Genomic DNA, 15,969 nt, shown 5'->3' with positions numbered 1-15,969 from the left:
TCCAGTTCATCAAAAGGGCCTTCTTCCGTCGAGGTTTATTGCGGGAAGGCAGACCTGAATTGATGCAATGACAGGAATCCCCTGGGCTGGCATCATGCCGCGTATCATGATGCCTCGCCCCGGAGCCTCCATGTCCCTGACCCGCGCCCTCCGCGCCGCGCTCCTTCCGCTCCTTCTTCTCGGCGCCCTGGGCGCCCCAGCCGCTGGACCGGCGGCGGAACCGGCCCTGGAATCGGCGGCCGCCGCCTCGGTCCGCGACCAGTATGACAAGCGCGAGGTGCTCATCCCCATGCGCGACGGGGTGAAGCTGTTCACGGCCATCTACACCCCCAGGGCCACCGGCCGGACCTATCCCATCCTCCTGCAGCGCACGCCCTACAGCGTCTACCCCTATGGCCCCGAGGCCTACCCGTCCCACCTGGGCCCCTCGGCCCCCTTCCAGAAGGAGGGCTTCATCTTCGTCTACCAGGACGTGCGCGGACGGAAGATGTCCGAGGGCGACTTCGTGAACATGCGGCCCCAGCGCGCCGCCAGCGGCGCCGCCGTGGACGAGAGCACGGACACCTACGACACCATCGACTGGCTGGTGAAGCACGTCGAGCACAATAACGGGAGGGTCGGTCAGTGGGGCATCAGTTACCCCGCCTTCTACACTGCCGTGGGCATGCTGTCGGGCCACCCGGCCCTCAAGGCCGTCTCCCCCCAGGCGCCCATCGTGGACTGGTTCCAGGGCGATGATTTCCACCGCAACGGCGCCCTGTGGCTGCCGCATGCCTTCAACTTCATGGTGAACTTCGGCAAGCCCCGGCCCAAGCCGACCTCGGAGTGGGGCACGCCGTTCCGTCGCACCACCTCGGACGGGTACGAGTGGTTCCTGGGGCTGGGATCCACGGGCGCCACCCGGCAGTACACGAAAGACGTGGCCTTCTGGAACGAGATGCTGGACCACCCGAACTACGACGCCTTCTGGCAGACCCGCAACCTGCGCCCCCACATCAAGGACGTGAAGCCCGCGGTGCTCACCGTGGGCGGGTGGTTCGACGCGGAGAACCTCTTCGGCACCCTGCAGGTGTTCAAGACCCTGGGCCGCCAGAGCCCCGCCACCGACAGCCGCCTGGTCATGGGCCCCTGGTTCCACGGAGGCTGGGAGCGCAGCAAGGGCGACCACCTGGGCCCCGTGCAGTTCGGGGCGGACACCTCCACCTGGTTCCAGACGGAAATCCTCTTCCCCTTCTTCATGCAGCACCTGAAGGGCGCGAAGGAGGCCGCCCTGCCCAAAGCCACGGTCTTCGAGACCGGCGCCAACCGCTGGCGCAAGCTGGATGCCTGGCCACCGAAACAGGCCCGGGAGGCGAGGTTTTACCTGCAGCCCCACGGTGGGCTGGCCTTCACGCCGCCTGGAACGGAAGGAGGCGCCGATGCCTTCGTCTCCGATCCCGCCAAGCCCGTGCCCTTCATCGAGAAAGTCGCCATCGGCATGCCCAAGGACTACATGACCGCGGACCAGCGCTTCGCCGGCCGGCGTCCGGACGTACTGGTGTTCGAGACCGGGCCCCTCGCCGAGGACCTGACCCTGGCGGGCCCCCTGCGGCCCGAGCTCTTCGTGGCCACCACGGGCACGGACGCGGACTGGGTGGTGAAGCTCATCGACGTCTACCCCGACGACTTCAGGAACCCGGATTTCAAGGAGGGCGGCTCCCCCTGGGATCGCACGCCCAACCCCATGGGCGGCTACCAGCAGCTGGTGCGGGGCGAGGTCATGCGCGGCAAGTTCCGGGACAGCCTCTCGACGCCCGCGCCTTTCGTCCCCGGCCAGCCCACCCGCGTGAGCTGGTCCATGAACGACATCTTTCACACCTTCAAGCAGGGCCACCGGGTGATGATCCAGATCCAGAGCACCTGGTTCCCCCTCATGGACCGTAATCCCCAGGTGTTCATGGACATCAACCAGGCCAAGCCGGGGGACTATCAGAAGGCCACCCACACGGTCTTCCATGACGCTGCACGGCCCAGCGGGATCGGGGTGGGCATCTGGTCAGAAGAGCAGAAATAAGCCACGGATGAACACGGATCAACACCGATGAAGGGCGTGGGTTTTTATCCGCGTTCATCCGTGTTCATCTGTGGCTAAATCGCTCTTCCCTTCCACCCCTCCAGCACCCGGAACCGGCTGCCCATGCGGTCCGGCAGGGTGAGCTGGAGGAGGTTCTCGGTGCGCTTGACGCGCTCGGCGGGGGGCAGGGCCATCCACCCGGGGGCCCACTGCTCCAGGGGGGCGTGGGTGCGAATCCACTTGCTGAGCTCCATGTGGCCCAGGCCCGTGAAGCCCTCGCCCTCCAGCAGGCGCGCCAGGCGGGTGAAGTCGACATCGGCGGTCAGGTCCGCCTCGCCCAGGTCCTCGTGCCAGTTGCCGTCCACGGTGTGGGCCTTGAAGCGGCGCAGGTCCGCGCCCTTGGCCAGCAGCCGGTCCGCGGACTCGCCGTAGTCCACGGCCAGGAAGAGGCCCGCCTCCAGGGGCGCCGCCAGGTCGTGCACCAGGCCCGGCAGGGCCTCGCACCAGATGCTGCCGTCCCGGGGTTCCAGGCCGTCGGTCTGCTCGGCGAACCAGGCGCCGGCCTCGCCGGGATCCGCCGCCTGCCACTGGGGACCTGCAGACGTCAGCACCTCACGCGTCCAGCGCCCGCCGTCCCAGCGCCAGGGCTGGGCGGGCAGGGCGTCGAAGAGCTCATTGCTGAACACCGCGCCGGTGAACGGCTCCAACGGTTCATGTTCTGCGGCGAACCGCGCGCGGTTGGCCGCAAGGAAGGGCGAAAGGGCTTCCTCAGCAGCCTTTTTCGCGGCGGGGTTGTCGTCGCGGTGGACGTAGACCAGGGCCTCGGCGAAGGGGCCGGTGACGGCGCCCAGGACATCGCGGCCCAGCCAGCCGCGGCCGGCGCCGGGCTCCAGGGCCGTGAAGCGCGCCGGGCGGCCCAGCCGTTCCCAGGCAGCCTCCAGCCTCAGGGCGATCGTCTGGCCCAGCAGGGGCCCCAGGTCCAGGGCCGTGTAGTAGTCCTTGCCCTCGAAGCCCCAGGGGCCCGTCGGGCGGCGGTAGTAGCCATGCTCCGGATGATAGAGGCCCAGGGCCATGACCTCTGAGGCGGGCACGGGGCCCTGGGCGAGACGGCTTTGGAGGAGATCCTGCAGGGGATTCATGTCAGCCAAGGATTACCTCGACGAGAAAAAAGCCAGGGATGAACGGAGATGAACAGAGATAAAAAGATCCGCCTGATCTCCGTTCATCTCCGTCCATCTCCGGTGTTCATTTTCTTCATTTCCTTCCCCCAGCCCCCAGGGGCCACTTCTCCAGCAGCACGGGCAGCAGCCACTGGGTGAGGACCAGGGCCAGGGCCACGCCGCCCAGGCAGGCCAGGCCCAGCCCCCGCAGGCCGCGGTAGCCGCTGAAGACCATGCCGCCGAAGCCGGCCAGGGTGGTGCCGGCGCAGACGGCGTTCACGCGGGCCACGCGCTCCGGGGCATCGGCTTCTCCCCGGGCTCGGTGCAGGAGGTTGAAGGCCGTGTCCACGCTCACGCCCAGGGCGATGGGGATGGCCATGAGCGACAGGAAGGTCAGAGGCTCCCCGGTCCAGCCCAGGGCGCCGAGGGCCCCCGCCTGGCTGGCCGCGAGGGGCACCAGGGCCAGCAGGGCGAAGCGCAGGCTGCGGCCGAAGAAGGCGATGACGGCGAAGATGCCCGCCAGGGCCAGAAACACGGCCTCCCGCACGGTATCGCGGGCGATGCCCTTCACCACGCGGAAGAGGGGCTGGGTGCCCACGAAGCGCCCGCCGGCCGCCTCGACCTCCGGCGTGAGCCGGAGCAGGGAGGCCTCGTCCAGCCGGATGGGGACCGTCAGGGCCGGGGCCAGGGAGGCGGGGGCCGATCCGTGGCGCAGGTGGTCCCAGAGGGTCCAGGGGTGGTGGCCCTCCGGAGCGGGCGCCGACCGGGGCAGCAGGACCTGGAGTGCCCGCACGGGCTGGGAAGGATCCACCGCGGCGGCGGCCAGGGCCGACAGGGGCCCCTCCAGCCCCGCGGGGTCCAGTCCCGCCTTGGCGGCGGCCTCCAGCACCTGGTGCCGCCAGGTCTCCGAACCCAGGGCGTGCTGCAGCTCCGGATCGAGGCTCTGCCAGTCGGGCACGGGCAGGCCCGCCTCGCGGAGGATGGGGCTCAACCGGTTCCACCTGGCCGGGAGCCGGTCCGGGTCATCCAGCGGAATCTGGAGGGCCAGGGGCTGGAGGCTGGCGCCGAGGGTCTTCGTCAGCCGCGCCTGGAGGGTGAGGGCCGGGTTCCCCTGGGCCCGGAAGCGCCGGAGGTCCTCCTCCCAGCGGGTACGGGGCGCGCCCGCCAGCGCCAGGACCAGCAGGGCCAGGGCGGCCCAGGGGGCCCAGACGCGGCGGCGGGGCCGGGGCGGGGGCGGCCCCGGGGCGAAGGTGCCCCGGCCCCGGTCCAGCCCCATCAGCATGGGCGGCATCACCAGGAAGGTGGCGGCCAGGCAGGCCAGCAGGCCGAGGCCCGTGGTGAGCCCCAGGTCCCGGATGCCGGGGAAGGGCGCGAAGGCGAGGGCCAGGAAGGCGAGGGCCGTGGCCAGGGCGCCGGCCACCACGCCGGGGCCCGTGCCCAGCATCGCGGCCCGCAGGGCCCGCGCCTTGGCCCGTCCCGCCCGGCGCTCCTCGCGGTAGCGGCTGAAGAGCATGATGCCCACGTCGTCGCCCACGCCCAGCAGCACCGCGCCGAAGCCCGCGGCCATGAGGTTGACGCGCCCCAGGATCCACCCCGTGAGCCCCAGCGCCCACACCATGCCCACGAGCAGGGGCCCCATGACGAAGCCGTAGCCCGCGAGGGTGCGGAAGCCCAGCCAGTACACGAGGCCGATGAGGACGAAGCTGAGGGCCAGGCTGAGGAGCACCTCGCCCGTGAGCCGGTGGGACTCCCAGGCGGTGATGGCATGGGCGCCCGTGACCTGGAGGGCGAAGGGCCGGTCGGCCCGGGGGGTCAGGGCCGCCTCCACGGCCTTCAGGGCCGCGGCCGGGGGCAGGGGGCCCTCGGCGCCCCGCCCCAGCCAGGCCAGGACCCGGGTGGTGGCCTTCACGTCCGAGGCGGGAAAGCTCGCCACCAGGGGCACCAGGACGAAGCGGCCATCCTTCGTCTCCAGGTAGCCGGTCCTCATGCGCAGGGTGAAGGCGCGGCCCAGCTGCACGGCTTTGGCCATGCCCTCGCCGTTCTGGGGGGCGAGGGTCCGCAGGCCCAGTGGATCCAGCCGCGCCAGGGCCGCCGCGAGCGGCTCCGGCGAGCCCAGGGCCCGGGCGGTGGCTTCCAGGCGGCGCTTCACTTCCGCCGGATCCCGGAGGGGCTCCAGGCGGTCGCCCAGCCAGGCCGGGGCCAGGGAATAGAGGGTTTCCGTGGTGAGCCGGCTCACGGCCGCATCACCTTCGGTGATGGCCCCCACGGCCAGGAGCGCGGGCCAGGGGCTCACGCCGCCCGGCCCGGGCACGGGGATGGGATCGGACAGGCGGCCCTCGGCGGCCAGCCCGTTGAGGGGCAGCTCGCCCTTGGTGAGCAGGCGGTCCACCAGGCCCTCGGCCCAGGCGCGCCGGGCCTCCAGATCGGCCGGGTTCCCCTCGGCCACCAGCCAGATCAGCTCCTGCTGGCCGACACCGGCCTCCAGGTTGGCCCGCACGGCGGGATGCTCCGAGGGCAGCAGGCTCATCAAGTCGAGGGCCCGCTCCACACGCAGGGTGCCCCAGCCCAGGGCCAGCGTCAGGCCCGCCGTGAGGATCCAGAGTCCCCGGGACCGGGACAGGTGCAGGCGGAGCAGGCCGCGCAGCAGGGCTTTCATCACCTGTCCGCGCCCGCGCGATCGATCCATGGCTTCAGGGCCGGCACCATCTCCACCCGCTCGGCGCCCCGCAGCCGCTCCATCAGGCTGCCATCCTCCAGCCGGGCCAAGGGATGGTTCTCCCGGCGGTCCAGGGCCTCGGGCGGGCCGGCCGCCGTGAGGACGGTGGGCAGCTCTTCGCTGTAGCGGTGGTCGAGCAGCTGCGCCAGGGCCGCGGCCACGCGGAGGTCCGAGTCCATGCGGTCCCAGTCGTCCAGCACCAGGAGGGGCGGGTCCTGGAGGGGCTCGATGAGGTCGCGCACGCTCTGGAAGGCCTGGTTCTGGAAGCTGCGGATGTCGTAGTAGGCGTCCTTGATGCTCTGGCTGAGGGTCCGCACGGAGACGAAGCGCCCGCCCCGGCCCGTGCGCTCGGTCCAGGCCCTCAGGGCGGCGGCGGCCAGGGTGCTTCGGCCGCTCTGGGCGGGCCCATGGATCCACCACAGCTCCCAGCCGTGGCGGAACTTGTGCTTGCCGGTGGTGGCCCACTGGGACAGGGCCTCGGCGCCCGCCGGGCGGATGCCGTGCTCGGGGCGCTTGCGGAGGGCCGTGAGAAGCCGGGCCAAGTCGTCCCGGAAGGGGATGGGCCCCACCTCCTCCTCGGGCCGGGCCAGCCACTCCTCCAGGTCCGGCACGCGTTCCAGCATGGACCGGGCCCCGCTGGCCTGGGCGTTGTTCCACCACTTCCAGAAGCGGGTGAAATCCGCCTCGCGGTAGCGGGCGGGAAGGCCCAGGGTCTCCGCGTCCGGCGCCACATCGGCCGTACAGCCGCAGATCCGCACCGGCTTCTGGGGGTCCGGATCGAAGATGAGGCCCTGCCCCTGGCAGTGGGGGCAGTCAGGGCGGCCCTTCACCATGAGGCCGCTCCGGCCGGGCCAGCTTCCCCCGCGGCGCTCATGGCCCGTCCCCGCCGCGCAGGAAGCCGCCGAGCACCTCGCGGCGGCGCTCGCGGATGCGGGAGAAGGCGCGTTCCTCCAGCTGCCGCACCCGCTCCCGGGAGATGGGCGGGTTGAACTGCTTGCCGATCTGCTCGAGGGTCAGGGGCTCCTGGCCGCCCAGCCCGAAATGCAGGGAGATGATCTTGCGCTCCTTCTCGCTGAGGGTCTGGAGGCTGGCCTCGATCTGTTCCAGGAACGCCTCCTGGTCCAGCGTGTGCATGGCGGAGGGCTCCACCTCCTGCTCCAGGCTGTCGCCCACGGTGAGGTCGGAGTCGCCCAGCCCCTGCTCGGTGGAGACCGTGGACGTGGTCTGCTGGAGCAGCTGGAGGCGCTCCACTTCCTCCACCGTGAGGTTGGCGGCGTCCGCGATCTCCTGGAGCATCGGCACCCGGCCCAGGGACTGGCTCAGCCGCTGGGTCACGCGATTCAGGTGCACCAGGTGGCCCGCCACCTTCTGGGGCAGGCGGATCTTGTTCCCGTGCTCGGCCAGCGCGTGGAAGATGGCCTGCCGCACCCACCAGGAGGCGTAGGTGAGGAACTTGTTCTGCCGCTCGGGATCGAAGCGCTTGGCGGCCTCGATGAGGCCCAGGTTGCCCTCGCTGATGAGGTCCAGCAGGTCCAGGCCCATGCCCTCGAACTTCCGCGCCTCCTTCACCACGAATCGCAGGTTGCCCTCGACGAGCTTGCGGAGGCCTTCGGGGTTGCGGTCGTTCTGCCACAGGCGCCCGTTGATCCGCTCCTCCTCCGCCGTCAGCAGGGGCAGGTGGCGGATGGAGTCGAAGTACTTGTCGAGCGAACGCTCTTCGAGATGCCGGAGGGGCACGGAACACCTTGGGGGAGGAACCAGCATAGCAAGCGATCCGCGCCCCCAGGGCAACTGCGATCGGCTTCAGCGCTTGCGCAGCCCGTGGGGCGTGAGCTTCACCAGGCCCGTGCCGCTCGCCGGCCGGGGCACGTCCTTCACGCCCGCGGCCTCCAGGGCCTGGGCCAGGCGCTCCAGGTCCTCCTGCATGCGATTGAGGCGGTCCCGCAGGGTGAGCACCACTTCCACGCCGGCCAGGTTGACACCCAGGTCCCGCGTGAGGTTGAGGATGAACTCCAGGCGCTCGAGGTCCTCGTCGCTGTAGAGGCGGGTCTTGCCTTCGGTGCGGCTGGGCGTGAGCAGGCCCTCCCGCTCGTAGAGGCGCAGGGTCTGGGGATGCACGCCGTACCGCATGGACACCACGCCGATCATGTAGGCGCCGAGGCGCGGATCTTTAGCCATGATGTCCTCGCTGCTTGCGCACGTCCGCGTCGTTCAGCTCCGCCAGCTCGCGGAGGAGCTCCTTGCTGCGCTCGTCCTGGATCTGGGGCGTCACCACGGCGACCTCCGCGATGAGATCGCCCCGCTGGCTGCCCCTCGGGATGGGCATGCCCTGGCCCTTGAGGCGCAGCCGGGCGCCGGTCTGGGTGCCTGGGGGAACCTTGATGGTCTGGTGGCCTTCCGGGGTGGGGACCTCCACCTTGGCTCCCAGGGCCGCCTCGGAGAAGCTGACGGGAAGCTTCACGTAGAGGTTGGGCCCCTTGCGCTCGAAGCGGGCATCCGCCTCCATGCTGATCTGCAGGTAGAGGTCGCCGGGTCCGCCGCCGCGGCGGCCCGCCTCGCCTTTGCCCGCCACGCGCAGCTTCGCACCGTCCTCCACGCCGGCCGGAATGGCGATGGTGACGGTCTCCTGGCGGGGATGCCGGCCCGCGCCCCCACACTCGGGGCAGGCCGGGGCGCGCGTGCCGCGGCCCTGGCAGTCGGGGCAGGTGCGGCCGAAGGAGAGGAACCCTCCGCCGCCGCCCAGCTTGCCCTTGCCGTTGCAGGTGCGGCAGACCTCCTGCTTCCGGGAGCTCTCGCCGGTGCCGCGGCAGGCCAGACAGGGCTCGGAGCGGTTCACGCGCAGGCTCAGGCGCGTGCCCTCGAAGGCCTCGCGGAAGCCCAGGCGCACGGTATGGACCAAGTCCTCGCCCCGCTCGGGGCCATGGCGCATGGGCCGCCCGCCGAAGCCGCCCCCCGCGAAGCCCCCGAAGATGTCCTCGAAGGAAAAGCTCCCGCCCTGCTCGAAGCCCGGCGGCACCTGGGCCCCGGGGCCGCTGGGATCGCCGTAGGTGTCGTAGTTCTTCCGCTTCTCGGGGTCCGACAGCACCTCGTTGGCTTCGGAGAGCTTCTTGAACTCGGCTTCCGCCTTGGCATCGCCCGGGTTCAGGTCCGGGTGGTGCTTGCGGGCCAGCTTCCGGTACGCCCGCTTGATCTCCTCGTCGGAGGCCGTCCGGGGCACGCCCAGGATCTGGTAGTAGTCGGGGTGGGACATGGCTTTAGTGTATGTCACTAAGATTTTTTCTAGCCACAAAAAGGGGGAGCCGCAGCTCCCCCATTTTGTACGGTGGACTAACTCACGACTTCGGCGTCGATCACATTGTCATCGCCGCCCTTCTTCTCGCTTCCTGGTGCGCCAGGCGCCCCGGGAGCCTGACCGCCATCCGCGGGAGGCTCCTGCTTGTAGAGGGTCTCGGCCAGCTTGTGGCTCTTGGCGGTGAGGGTCTCCAGGGCCTTCTTGATGCGGTCCTTGTCCAGGCTGGCCAGGGCGGCCTTGGCCTCGGTGATGGCCTCCTCGGCCTCCTTCTTGTCGCCCTCGGGCAGCTTGTCGCCGCTGTCCTTCAGGAGCTTCTCCACCTGGTAGACCATCTGGTCGAGGTGGTTCTTCTCCTCCAGCAGGGCCTTGCGGGCCTCGTCGTCGGCCTTGTGGGCCTCGGCGTCCTTCACCTTGGCGTCGATCTCCTCCTTGGAGAGGCCCGTGCTGCCCGTCAGCGTGATGCTGGCGTCCTTGCCCGTGCCCTTGTCCTTGGCGGTCACATGCACGATGCCGTTGGCGTCGATGTCGAAGGTGACCTCGATCTGCGGCATGCCGCGCGGCGCGGGCGCGATGTTCCCGAGATGGAACTGGCCCAGGAGCTTGTTGCCTTCCACCACGGGCCGCTCACCCTGGAAGACCTCGATGTCCACGCCCGGCTGGTTGTCCACGGCGGTGGTGTAGATCTCCGAGCGCTTGGTCGGGATGGTGGTGTTCCGCGGAATGATGACGCTCATCTGCCCGCCGTTGGCGTTGATGCCGAGGCTGAGCGGCGTCACGTCGAGGAGCAGCACGCCCTTCACGTCGCCCGCCAGCACGCCCGCCTGCACGGCGGCGCCCAGGGCCACGACCTCGTCGGGGTTCACGCTGTGGTTGGGCTCCTTGCCGAAGATGGACTTCACCATCTCCAGCACCTTGGGGATGCGGGTGGAGCCGCCCACCATCACCACTTCGTCGATCTCGTGGTGGGCCAGCTTGGCGTCCCGCACCGCGTTCTCGCAGGGGCCCTTCAGCTTCTGCAGGATGGGCTCGATCATCAGCTCGAACTTGGCGCGCGAGAGCGTCTGGTTCACGTGCTTGGGGCCGCTGGCGTCCGCGGTGATGTAGGGCAGGCTGATGTCGGTCTGGGTCGTGCTGGAGAGCTCGATCTTGGCCTTCTCGGCGGCTTCCTTCAGGCGCTGCATGGCGTCGGCCTGCTTGCGGAGGTCAATGCCCTCGGCCTTCTGGAACTCGTCGGCCAGCCAGTCGATGATGGCCTGGTCGATGTTGTCGCCACCCAGGTGGGTGTCGCCGTTGGTGGACTTCACCTCCACCACGCCCTCGGAGACCTCGAGGATACTGATGTCGAAGGTGCCGCCACCGAAGTCGAAGACGGCGATGGTGCCGTCCTTCTTCTTGTCGAGGCCGTAGGCCAGCGCGGCGGCCGTGGGTTCGTTGACGATGCGCTTCACGTCCAGGCCCGCGATGGCGCCGGCATCCTTGGTGGCCTGGCGCTGCGCGTCGTTGAAGTAGGCCGGCACGGTGATGACGGCTTCCGTGACCTTCTCGCCCAGGTAGGCCTCGGCGGCTTCCTTCATCTTGGTCAGCACCGCGGCGCTGATCTCCTCGGGGCTGAGGTGCTTGTCGTTCACCACCACGGCGCAGCCGCCCTTGTCGGCGCGCTCCACGGTGTAGGGCACGAGCTTCTGCTCCTTGTCGGAGTCGGCGTAGGGCAGGCCCATGAAGCGCTTGATGGAGTAGATGGTGCTCTTGGGCTGGGCCACCGCCTGGCGCTTGGCCGGGGCGCCCACGAGCCGCTCGCTGGTCTTGGGGTTGAAGCCCACCACGGACGGCGTGGTGTCCGCGCCCTCGGGGTTCGGGATCACCTTGGGCTGCCCGCCTTCCATGACGGCCACACAGCTGTTGGTGGTGCCGAGGTCGATGCCGATGATCTTGCCCATGTCGTGCCTCCTGGGGGGTCTGCTCTTGGGGGTCAGACTGGGTTGCGCCCACCCTGACCCTATGAGGATAGGAGATGAACGTTTCTTGTCAACATGATCTTCAAAATTTCACTCATATTTTCTTCGCGTTTGATCGAGAACTCCAAAGAGATATGCTGACATCATGACGCTTCGCCCCTGCCCCATCTGCCGCACCCCCACCGCCTGGGAGGGCAACCCCTTCAAGCCCTTCTGCTCCGAGCGCTGCCGGCTCCGCGATCTGGGTGCCTGGGCCAGCGAGAGCTACCGCCTCCCGGAGAAGCCCCAGGAGGAGGACGGGGAGGGCTGGAGCGGCGAAGGGGAAGAGGGCGTTTAGGCCAGAGCCGAAGGCCGGGCCACGATGAAGAGCCGGCGGAACCGGAAGGTGGTCCGACCCGAGGCGTCCGGCGGGTAGGCCCTTCTCAGCCGGTCCCGGTAGGCCGCGAGGAAGGCCTCGCGCTCGCCCGGTTCCAGGGCCTCCAGCAGGGGCACGAGCAGGCTGCCCCGCGTCCAGGCGACCACAGGCTCGGGCCCCTCCAGGCGGTGGACGTAGTCCGTCTCCCAGATGTCGAGGGTGGCGGCCCGCGGGGCGAGCCATTCCAGGTAGGTCTCGGGTTCTGACACGGGATGGCGACGGAGGCGCGGCACGAGGCGCTCCCGCCAGGGACCTTCCTCGGCCGCCGCGAAGGCCGCCTGGTGGGAGGGTCGGTCATGGTTGCGGGGCATCTGCACCGCCAGACAGCCACCGGGGCTCAGAAAGCCCATCAGGCGAGGGAAGAGGGCCGCATGGTCCTCCAGCCAATGCAGGGAGGCGTTGGCAAAGAGCAGGTCCACCGGCGCTTCCGGCGTCCACGTGGCCAGGTCCGCCTGCCGCCAGGCCGGCCCAGGGACATCGGTCGAAGCGCGGGACAGCATGTCCGGCGACCGGTCCACCCCGAGCACCCGGGCCGAGGGCCAGCGGGCCTGGAGGATCCGCGTGACGTGGCCGGGGCCGCAGCCCAGGTCCACCACGAGGCGGGGAGCCTCCAGAGGCACCCGCGCCAGCAGGTCCAGGGCCGGGCGCAGGCGCTCGGAGCCGAAGCTGAGGTACTGGGCCGGATCCCAGGGCATGGCCTACTTCGCCTGGTGGACCTTCTTCACCATGTAGCGGGGCCGATCGCGCACTTCCTGGTAGATGCGCCCGATGTATTCGCCCAGCAGGCCGAACGCAATGAACTGGCAGCCCACGAAGAAGAAGAGGATGGCAAACAGGGTGAACACGCCCTGGGCCGTGCCCTCGGGGTGCAGGAAGCGGTAGACAACCAGGCCCAGGAAGAGGATGAAACCGAAACCCGCCGTGACGACGCCGAACACGCTGAGGGCCTGGAGGGGGATGAGGCTGAAGCTGGTGAGCAGGTCGAACTGGAGGTTGATGAGCTTCCAGAGGCCGTACTTGCTCTCGCCAGCGGCACGCTCCGCATGGGCCACGGGCACCTCGGTGATGCGCTTGGCGAAGCTGTTGGCCAGGGCGGGGATGAAGCTCGAGCGCTCCTTGCAGAGCAGCATGGCGTCCACCACCTCGCGGCTGTAGGCCCGCAGCATGCAGCCGTAGTCGTGGAGCTTCACGCCCGTGGTCTTGCGGGTGACGGCGTTGACGATCTTGCTGGGCATGGTGCGGAAGAAGCTGTCGTTGGCCTGGCGGCCCTGGCGCCAGCCGCCCACCACGTCGTAGCCCTCCTCCACTTTGGCCACGAGCTTGGGGATTTCTTCGGGGGGGTTCTGGAGATCGGCGTCCAGGGTGATGACGACCTGGCCTTTCACCTCCGCGAAGGCGCCGAAGATGGCGCTGTGCTGGCCATAGTTCCGGTTGAACTCCACGACCTTCACGCGGGGTTCCTCCCTGGCGATGGCCACCAGCAGGGCCAGGCTGCGGTCGCGGCTGCCGTCATCCGTGAAGATGACCTCCCAGGGTTTCGAGGGGTCCGCGAAGGACTCCGCCATCACCTTGGACAGGCGCGCCCACAGCGTGGGGATGTTCTCCTCCTCGTTGTAGATGGGGATGACGACGCTGAGATACGGGTCCATGGGCGCTCCAGGCCCCTATTCTAGTAGGATCAACGAGTTGCCGGAGTTTGCCATGCCCGAGCCCAAGATCCTGCTGGTGGAAGACGAACTCAGCCTCGCCGAGGGCATCAAGCTCAACCTCGAGCTGGAGGGCCTCGCCTGCACCTGGATTCCCCGCGGCGACCAGGCCCTGAAGCAGATCCTGGCCGAGGCCTACGACCTGGTGATCCTCGACGTGATGCTGCCGGGCATGGACGGCTTCACCATCTGCCAGAAGGTGCGCGAGGCGAAGAACTTCACGCCCATCCTCTTCCTCACGGCCAAGAACACGGACGACGACCGCGTGCACGGCTTCGAGACCGGCGCCGACGACTACCTGGGCAAGCCCTTCCAGGTGAAGGAGCTGCTGCTGCGGGTGCGGGCCATCCTCCGCCGCGAGGCCTGGTACAAGAACCGCGAGATGAGCAGCCGGCAGGCCTTCGGCGCCCACTGGGTGGACTTCGACAACTACTGCGGCGAGGGGCCCAACGGCCCCTTCCAGCTGGGCATGAAGGAATGCATGATCCTCCGCCTGCTCATGGAGCGGCCCGGCCAGGTGGTGAGCCGCACGGACATCCTGGACAAGGTCTGGGGCGAGGACGCCTACCCCACCAGCCGCACCGTGGACAACTTCATCGTCCGCATCCGGCGCGTGATGGAGCTGGATCCCCACCATCCCCGCTGGGTCCACACCATCCGCAGCGTGGGCTACCAGTTCGATCCGGAAGGGAAGCAGCGGAAGGGCGAGGAGTGAATCGGCCCAGCTGATTCGATCGCCTGAAACTTCGGGCGGGATGGCTTCATTCAATGGGAGTCTTTTACCCACTCATCCTCAATGGATGCCATCCGGAGGCTTCATGCCCGTTGGTCCTCGTTTGTCCATCGCGCTGGCCGTGGCCCTCGCCTTCGGGGCGGCCCAGGCCCGGGCCGAGGGGCCGGGCTTCGGCCTTCAGCTCCACGCGAACGTTCCGACCGGCGACCTGAAGACCGCGGTCGACAACAAGCCCGGTGCCGGGCTCGGCGCCCACGTCACCTTCGACCTGGGCGCGGGCCACGTGATCAGGCCGAGGTTCGATGCGGTGTTCTATCCCGAAGGCACGGTCGACGGATTCAAGACCAAGGCGAGCGATCTCAGCCTCGGCGCGGATTACCTGTACTTCCCGGGCGGAAAGCCGGATGGACTTTACCTGACCGCCGGGCTCGGCCTCCACCGCTGGAGCGTGGACACCACGATCTCCGCCATCGGTTCCTTCCCCGCGACGTCGGCGTCCCAGACCTCGACCCGCTTCGGATACTCGGCCGGGCTTGGGTACACCTTCAATGCCACCCTGGGAGCCGAACTGCGGTACGTCGGGAGCAGCTATGCGAACCAGACGGCCTGGGACCCGAAGGCCAACGCCATCCAGATCGGGATGACGTTCCGATTCTGAGGGGTCCGGCGTTCGCGATCCCGGTTCACGCAGAAAGGGAGGGGGCGCCGAGGCGCCCCCTCCCTTTCTGCGGCCGGCTTTCGATCTACTTGACGTCGAACTCCCGGCTGCGGGCCAGCTTCTCGAAGGCTGTCATCTGCGCGGCGAGATCCGCGGCGGGGGCGCCCTGCTTCACGTCGGACAGCACCAGGCGCTTCTCGTCGCCCTTGCTGAATTTGCTCTCGGCCATGACGGGCTCGAGGGTCGGCAGCAGGGTCAGCTCGCCCGCCGGCCCTTCGGGGGCCTTGGAGGTGGCGATGTCGTTGGCGTGGGCCAGCAGGGCGGCGCCGGGCGTGGCGCCCAGGCGGCGCAGGTCCAGCCAGCCGAACCCGGGATCGCGCAGCAGGTCGAGGTCCTCGTTCTCCAGCCAGATCATCAGCGCGTTCAGGGCCTTGGTCTGCGCGGGATCGGGCACACTGCGCATCTTCTTCTCGCCCTTGACGTCCACCTCCTGACGGGTGTTGTCGATCCAGGCCTGGGCCCGCTTCACCCACAGGGCCGTGATGGCCTTCTGGTTGGCGAAGCCCTCGGGCGCCTTGGGGCCCTTGGCGGCCTTGGCCTTCTTGCCCTTGGCGGGAGGTTCGGGCGCGGTCCAGGTGGGAGCGACGGCGTCCACCTTGGGATCGAGCAGGAGGCCCCGCAGCTTGGCGAGGCGCGGCTCCAGCCCCTTGGCATCGGCCTTCGCGGCGGCCCGGGCGGCGACCTGCAGGTTCTTCCAGGTGGTCTCGAGGAGGAGCTTCTTCCCGTCGGCTTCATAGAGCCCGTGCTGGGCGCGCACCTTGGCCAGGTACGTCTCCACGGCGGGGAGCGCGGTCGAGGCCTTCTCCGGGAGGATGGCCTTCACGGCCAGGAGGGCGCCCAGGGCGTCGCGGACCTCGACGGCCTTGGGGTGGCTCCGGTAGTAGCCCAGCTCGTGGGCGGACAGGGCGGCGCGCTGCAGGGTGTAGGCCAGCTTCCGCTGGCTGGGACGGAGCTGGTCGAAGGCCTTGGGTTCGGACTTCACCTCAGGCTTCGCTTCGGCTTGGGGCGTGGCCGGGGTCTCGGCCTTCACCTCGGCGGGCTGGGGCTCGGCCTTGGGCTCGGGCCCCTGGGTCGGTGCCGGCGCGGGAGCGGGCGCAGGGGCTGGCGCCGGCGCGGGGGCCGGTGCAGGGGCGGGCGCAGGAGGGGGGACGGGTTGGGGCGTCTGGGCCAGGAGGCCCGAACCCACGATGACTGCCAAGACCCAGCGGCGCTGCATAGGAG

The 15,969-nt window shown here is 69.5% G+C and carries 14 protein-coding genes; 4 read left to right on the top strand and 10 right to left on the bottom strand.

Annotation, left to right across the window (positions count from 1 at the left end):
- The first annotated feature begins 130 nt into the window (after window positions 1–130).
- A complete protein-coding gene (locus tag MLJ35_RS14540; RefSeq protein WP_243384921.1) occupies window positions 131–2,053 on the top strand; it encodes a CocE/NonD family hydrolase in 1,923 nt (640 codons plus the stop codon).
- Window positions 2,054–2,127: 74 nt separating this feature from the next.
- Here MLJ35_RS14540 and MLJ35_RS14535 read toward each other — a convergent pair whose 3' ends face one another.
- From MLJ35_RS14535 to dnaK, 7 genes are all read right to left on the bottom strand, one after another.
- On the bottom strand, window positions 2,128–3,192 hold the full coding sequence (locus tag MLJ35_RS14535; protein ID WP_243385021.1) for an SAM-dependent methyltransferase: 1,065 nt from the start codon (window positions 3,190–3,192) through the stop codon (window positions 2,128–2,130).
- Window positions 3,193–3,307: 115 nt separating this feature from the next.
- Window positions 3,308–5,899 carry an MMPL family transporter gene (locus MLJ35_RS14530; RefSeq protein WP_243384920.1) on the bottom strand — a complete coding sequence of 864 codons (2,592 nt, stop codon included), beginning with the start codon at window positions 5,897–5,899 and terminating at the stop codon, window positions 3,308–3,310.
- Window positions 5,869–6,762 (bottom strand): P-loop NTPase family protein, encoded by an 894-nt coding sequence (locus MLJ35_RS14525; protein WP_243384919.1) that lies wholly within the window; start codon window positions 6,760–6,762, stop codon window positions 5,869–5,871. The genes MLJ35_RS14530 and MLJ35_RS14525 overlap by 31 nt, the downstream gene beginning before the upstream one ends.
- Window positions 6,763–6,799: 37 nt before the next feature.
- Entirely contained in the window at window positions 6,800–7,666 is an 867-nt protein-coding gene (locus MLJ35_RS14520; RefSeq protein WP_243318676.1) for a sigma-70 family RNA polymerase sigma factor, read from the bottom strand.
- A 66-nt stretch (window positions 7,667–7,732) separates the two neighbouring features.
- The gene (locus MLJ35_RS14515) at window positions 7,733–8,107 is read right to left on the bottom strand and encodes a MerR family transcriptional regulator (RefSeq protein WP_243295331.1); all 375 of its coding nucleotides are present in this window, start codon (window positions 8,105–8,107) and stop codon (window positions 7,733–7,735) included.
- Entirely contained in the window at window positions 8,100–9,179 is a 1,080-nt protein-coding gene (gene dnaJ / locus MLJ35_RS14510) for a molecular chaperone DnaJ (protein ID WP_243384918.1), read from the bottom strand. The genes MLJ35_RS14515 and dnaJ overlap by 8 nt, the downstream gene beginning before the upstream one ends.
- A gap of 77 nt (window positions 9,180–9,256) precedes the next feature.
- Window positions 9,257–11,158 (bottom strand): molecular chaperone DnaK, encoded by a 1,902-nt coding sequence (gene dnaK, locus MLJ35_RS14505; protein ID WP_243384917.1) that lies wholly within the window; start codon window positions 11,156–11,158, stop codon window positions 9,257–9,259.
- Between the two features lie 163 nt (window positions 11,159–11,321).
- Here dnaK and MLJ35_RS14500 point away from each other — a divergent pair, with 163 nt between their 5' ends.
- Window positions 11,322–11,513, top strand: a complete 192-nt coding sequence (locus MLJ35_RS14500) for a DNA gyrase inhibitor YacG (RefSeq protein ID WP_243384916.1) — start codon at window positions 11,322–11,324, stop codon at window positions 11,511–11,513.
- On the opposite strand, the gene MLJ35_RS14495 is transcribed toward MLJ35_RS14500, so the two are convergent.
- Window positions 11,510–12,286 carry a methyltransferase domain-containing protein gene (locus tag MLJ35_RS14495; RefSeq protein ID WP_243384915.1) on the bottom strand — a complete coding sequence of 259 codons (777 nt, stop codon included), beginning with the start codon at window positions 12,284–12,286 and terminating at the stop codon, window positions 11,510–11,512. The genes MLJ35_RS14500 and MLJ35_RS14495 overlap by 4 nt on opposite strands.
- A gap of 3 nt (window positions 12,287–12,289) precedes the next feature.
- On the bottom strand, window positions 12,290–13,240 hold the full coding sequence (locus MLJ35_RS14490) for a glycosyltransferase (protein ID WP_243384914.1): 951 nt from the start codon (window positions 13,238–13,240) through the stop codon (window positions 12,290–12,292).
- Window positions 13,241–13,292: 52 nt separating this feature from the next.
- On the opposite strand from MLJ35_RS14490, the gene MLJ35_RS14485 reads away from it, so the two are divergent.
- Both MLJ35_RS14485 and MLJ35_RS14480 read left to right on the top strand, forming a co-directional pair.
- Window positions 13,293–14,012 carry a response regulator transcription factor gene (locus tag MLJ35_RS14485; protein WP_243384913.1) on the top strand — a complete coding sequence of 240 codons (720 nt, stop codon included), beginning with the start codon at window positions 13,293–13,295 and terminating at the stop codon, window positions 14,010–14,012.
- A gap of 103 nt (window positions 14,013–14,115) precedes the next feature.
- Window positions 14,116–14,688 carry an outer membrane beta-barrel protein gene (locus MLJ35_RS14480; RefSeq protein WP_243384912.1) on the top strand — a complete coding sequence of 191 codons (573 nt, stop codon included), beginning with the start codon at window positions 14,116–14,118 and terminating at the stop codon, window positions 14,686–14,688.
- An 85-nt stretch (window positions 14,689–14,773) separates the two neighbouring features.
- On the opposite strand, the gene MLJ35_RS14475 is transcribed toward MLJ35_RS14480, so the two are convergent.
- Entirely contained in the window at window positions 14,774–15,964 is a 1,191-nt protein-coding gene (locus tag MLJ35_RS14475) for a hypothetical protein (RefSeq protein ID WP_243384911.1), read from the bottom strand.
- Window positions 15,965–15,969: the final 5 nt, after the last annotated feature.

The sequence above is a fragment of the Geothrix alkalitolerans genome (assembly GCF_022808885.1).
Lineage (GTDB): Bacteria > Acidobacteriota > Holophagae > Holophagales > Holophagaceae > Geothrix > Geothrix alkalitolerans.
Note: the sequence above shows the minus strand (reverse complement) of the source record. Positions and strands in the feature narration are given on the sequence as shown.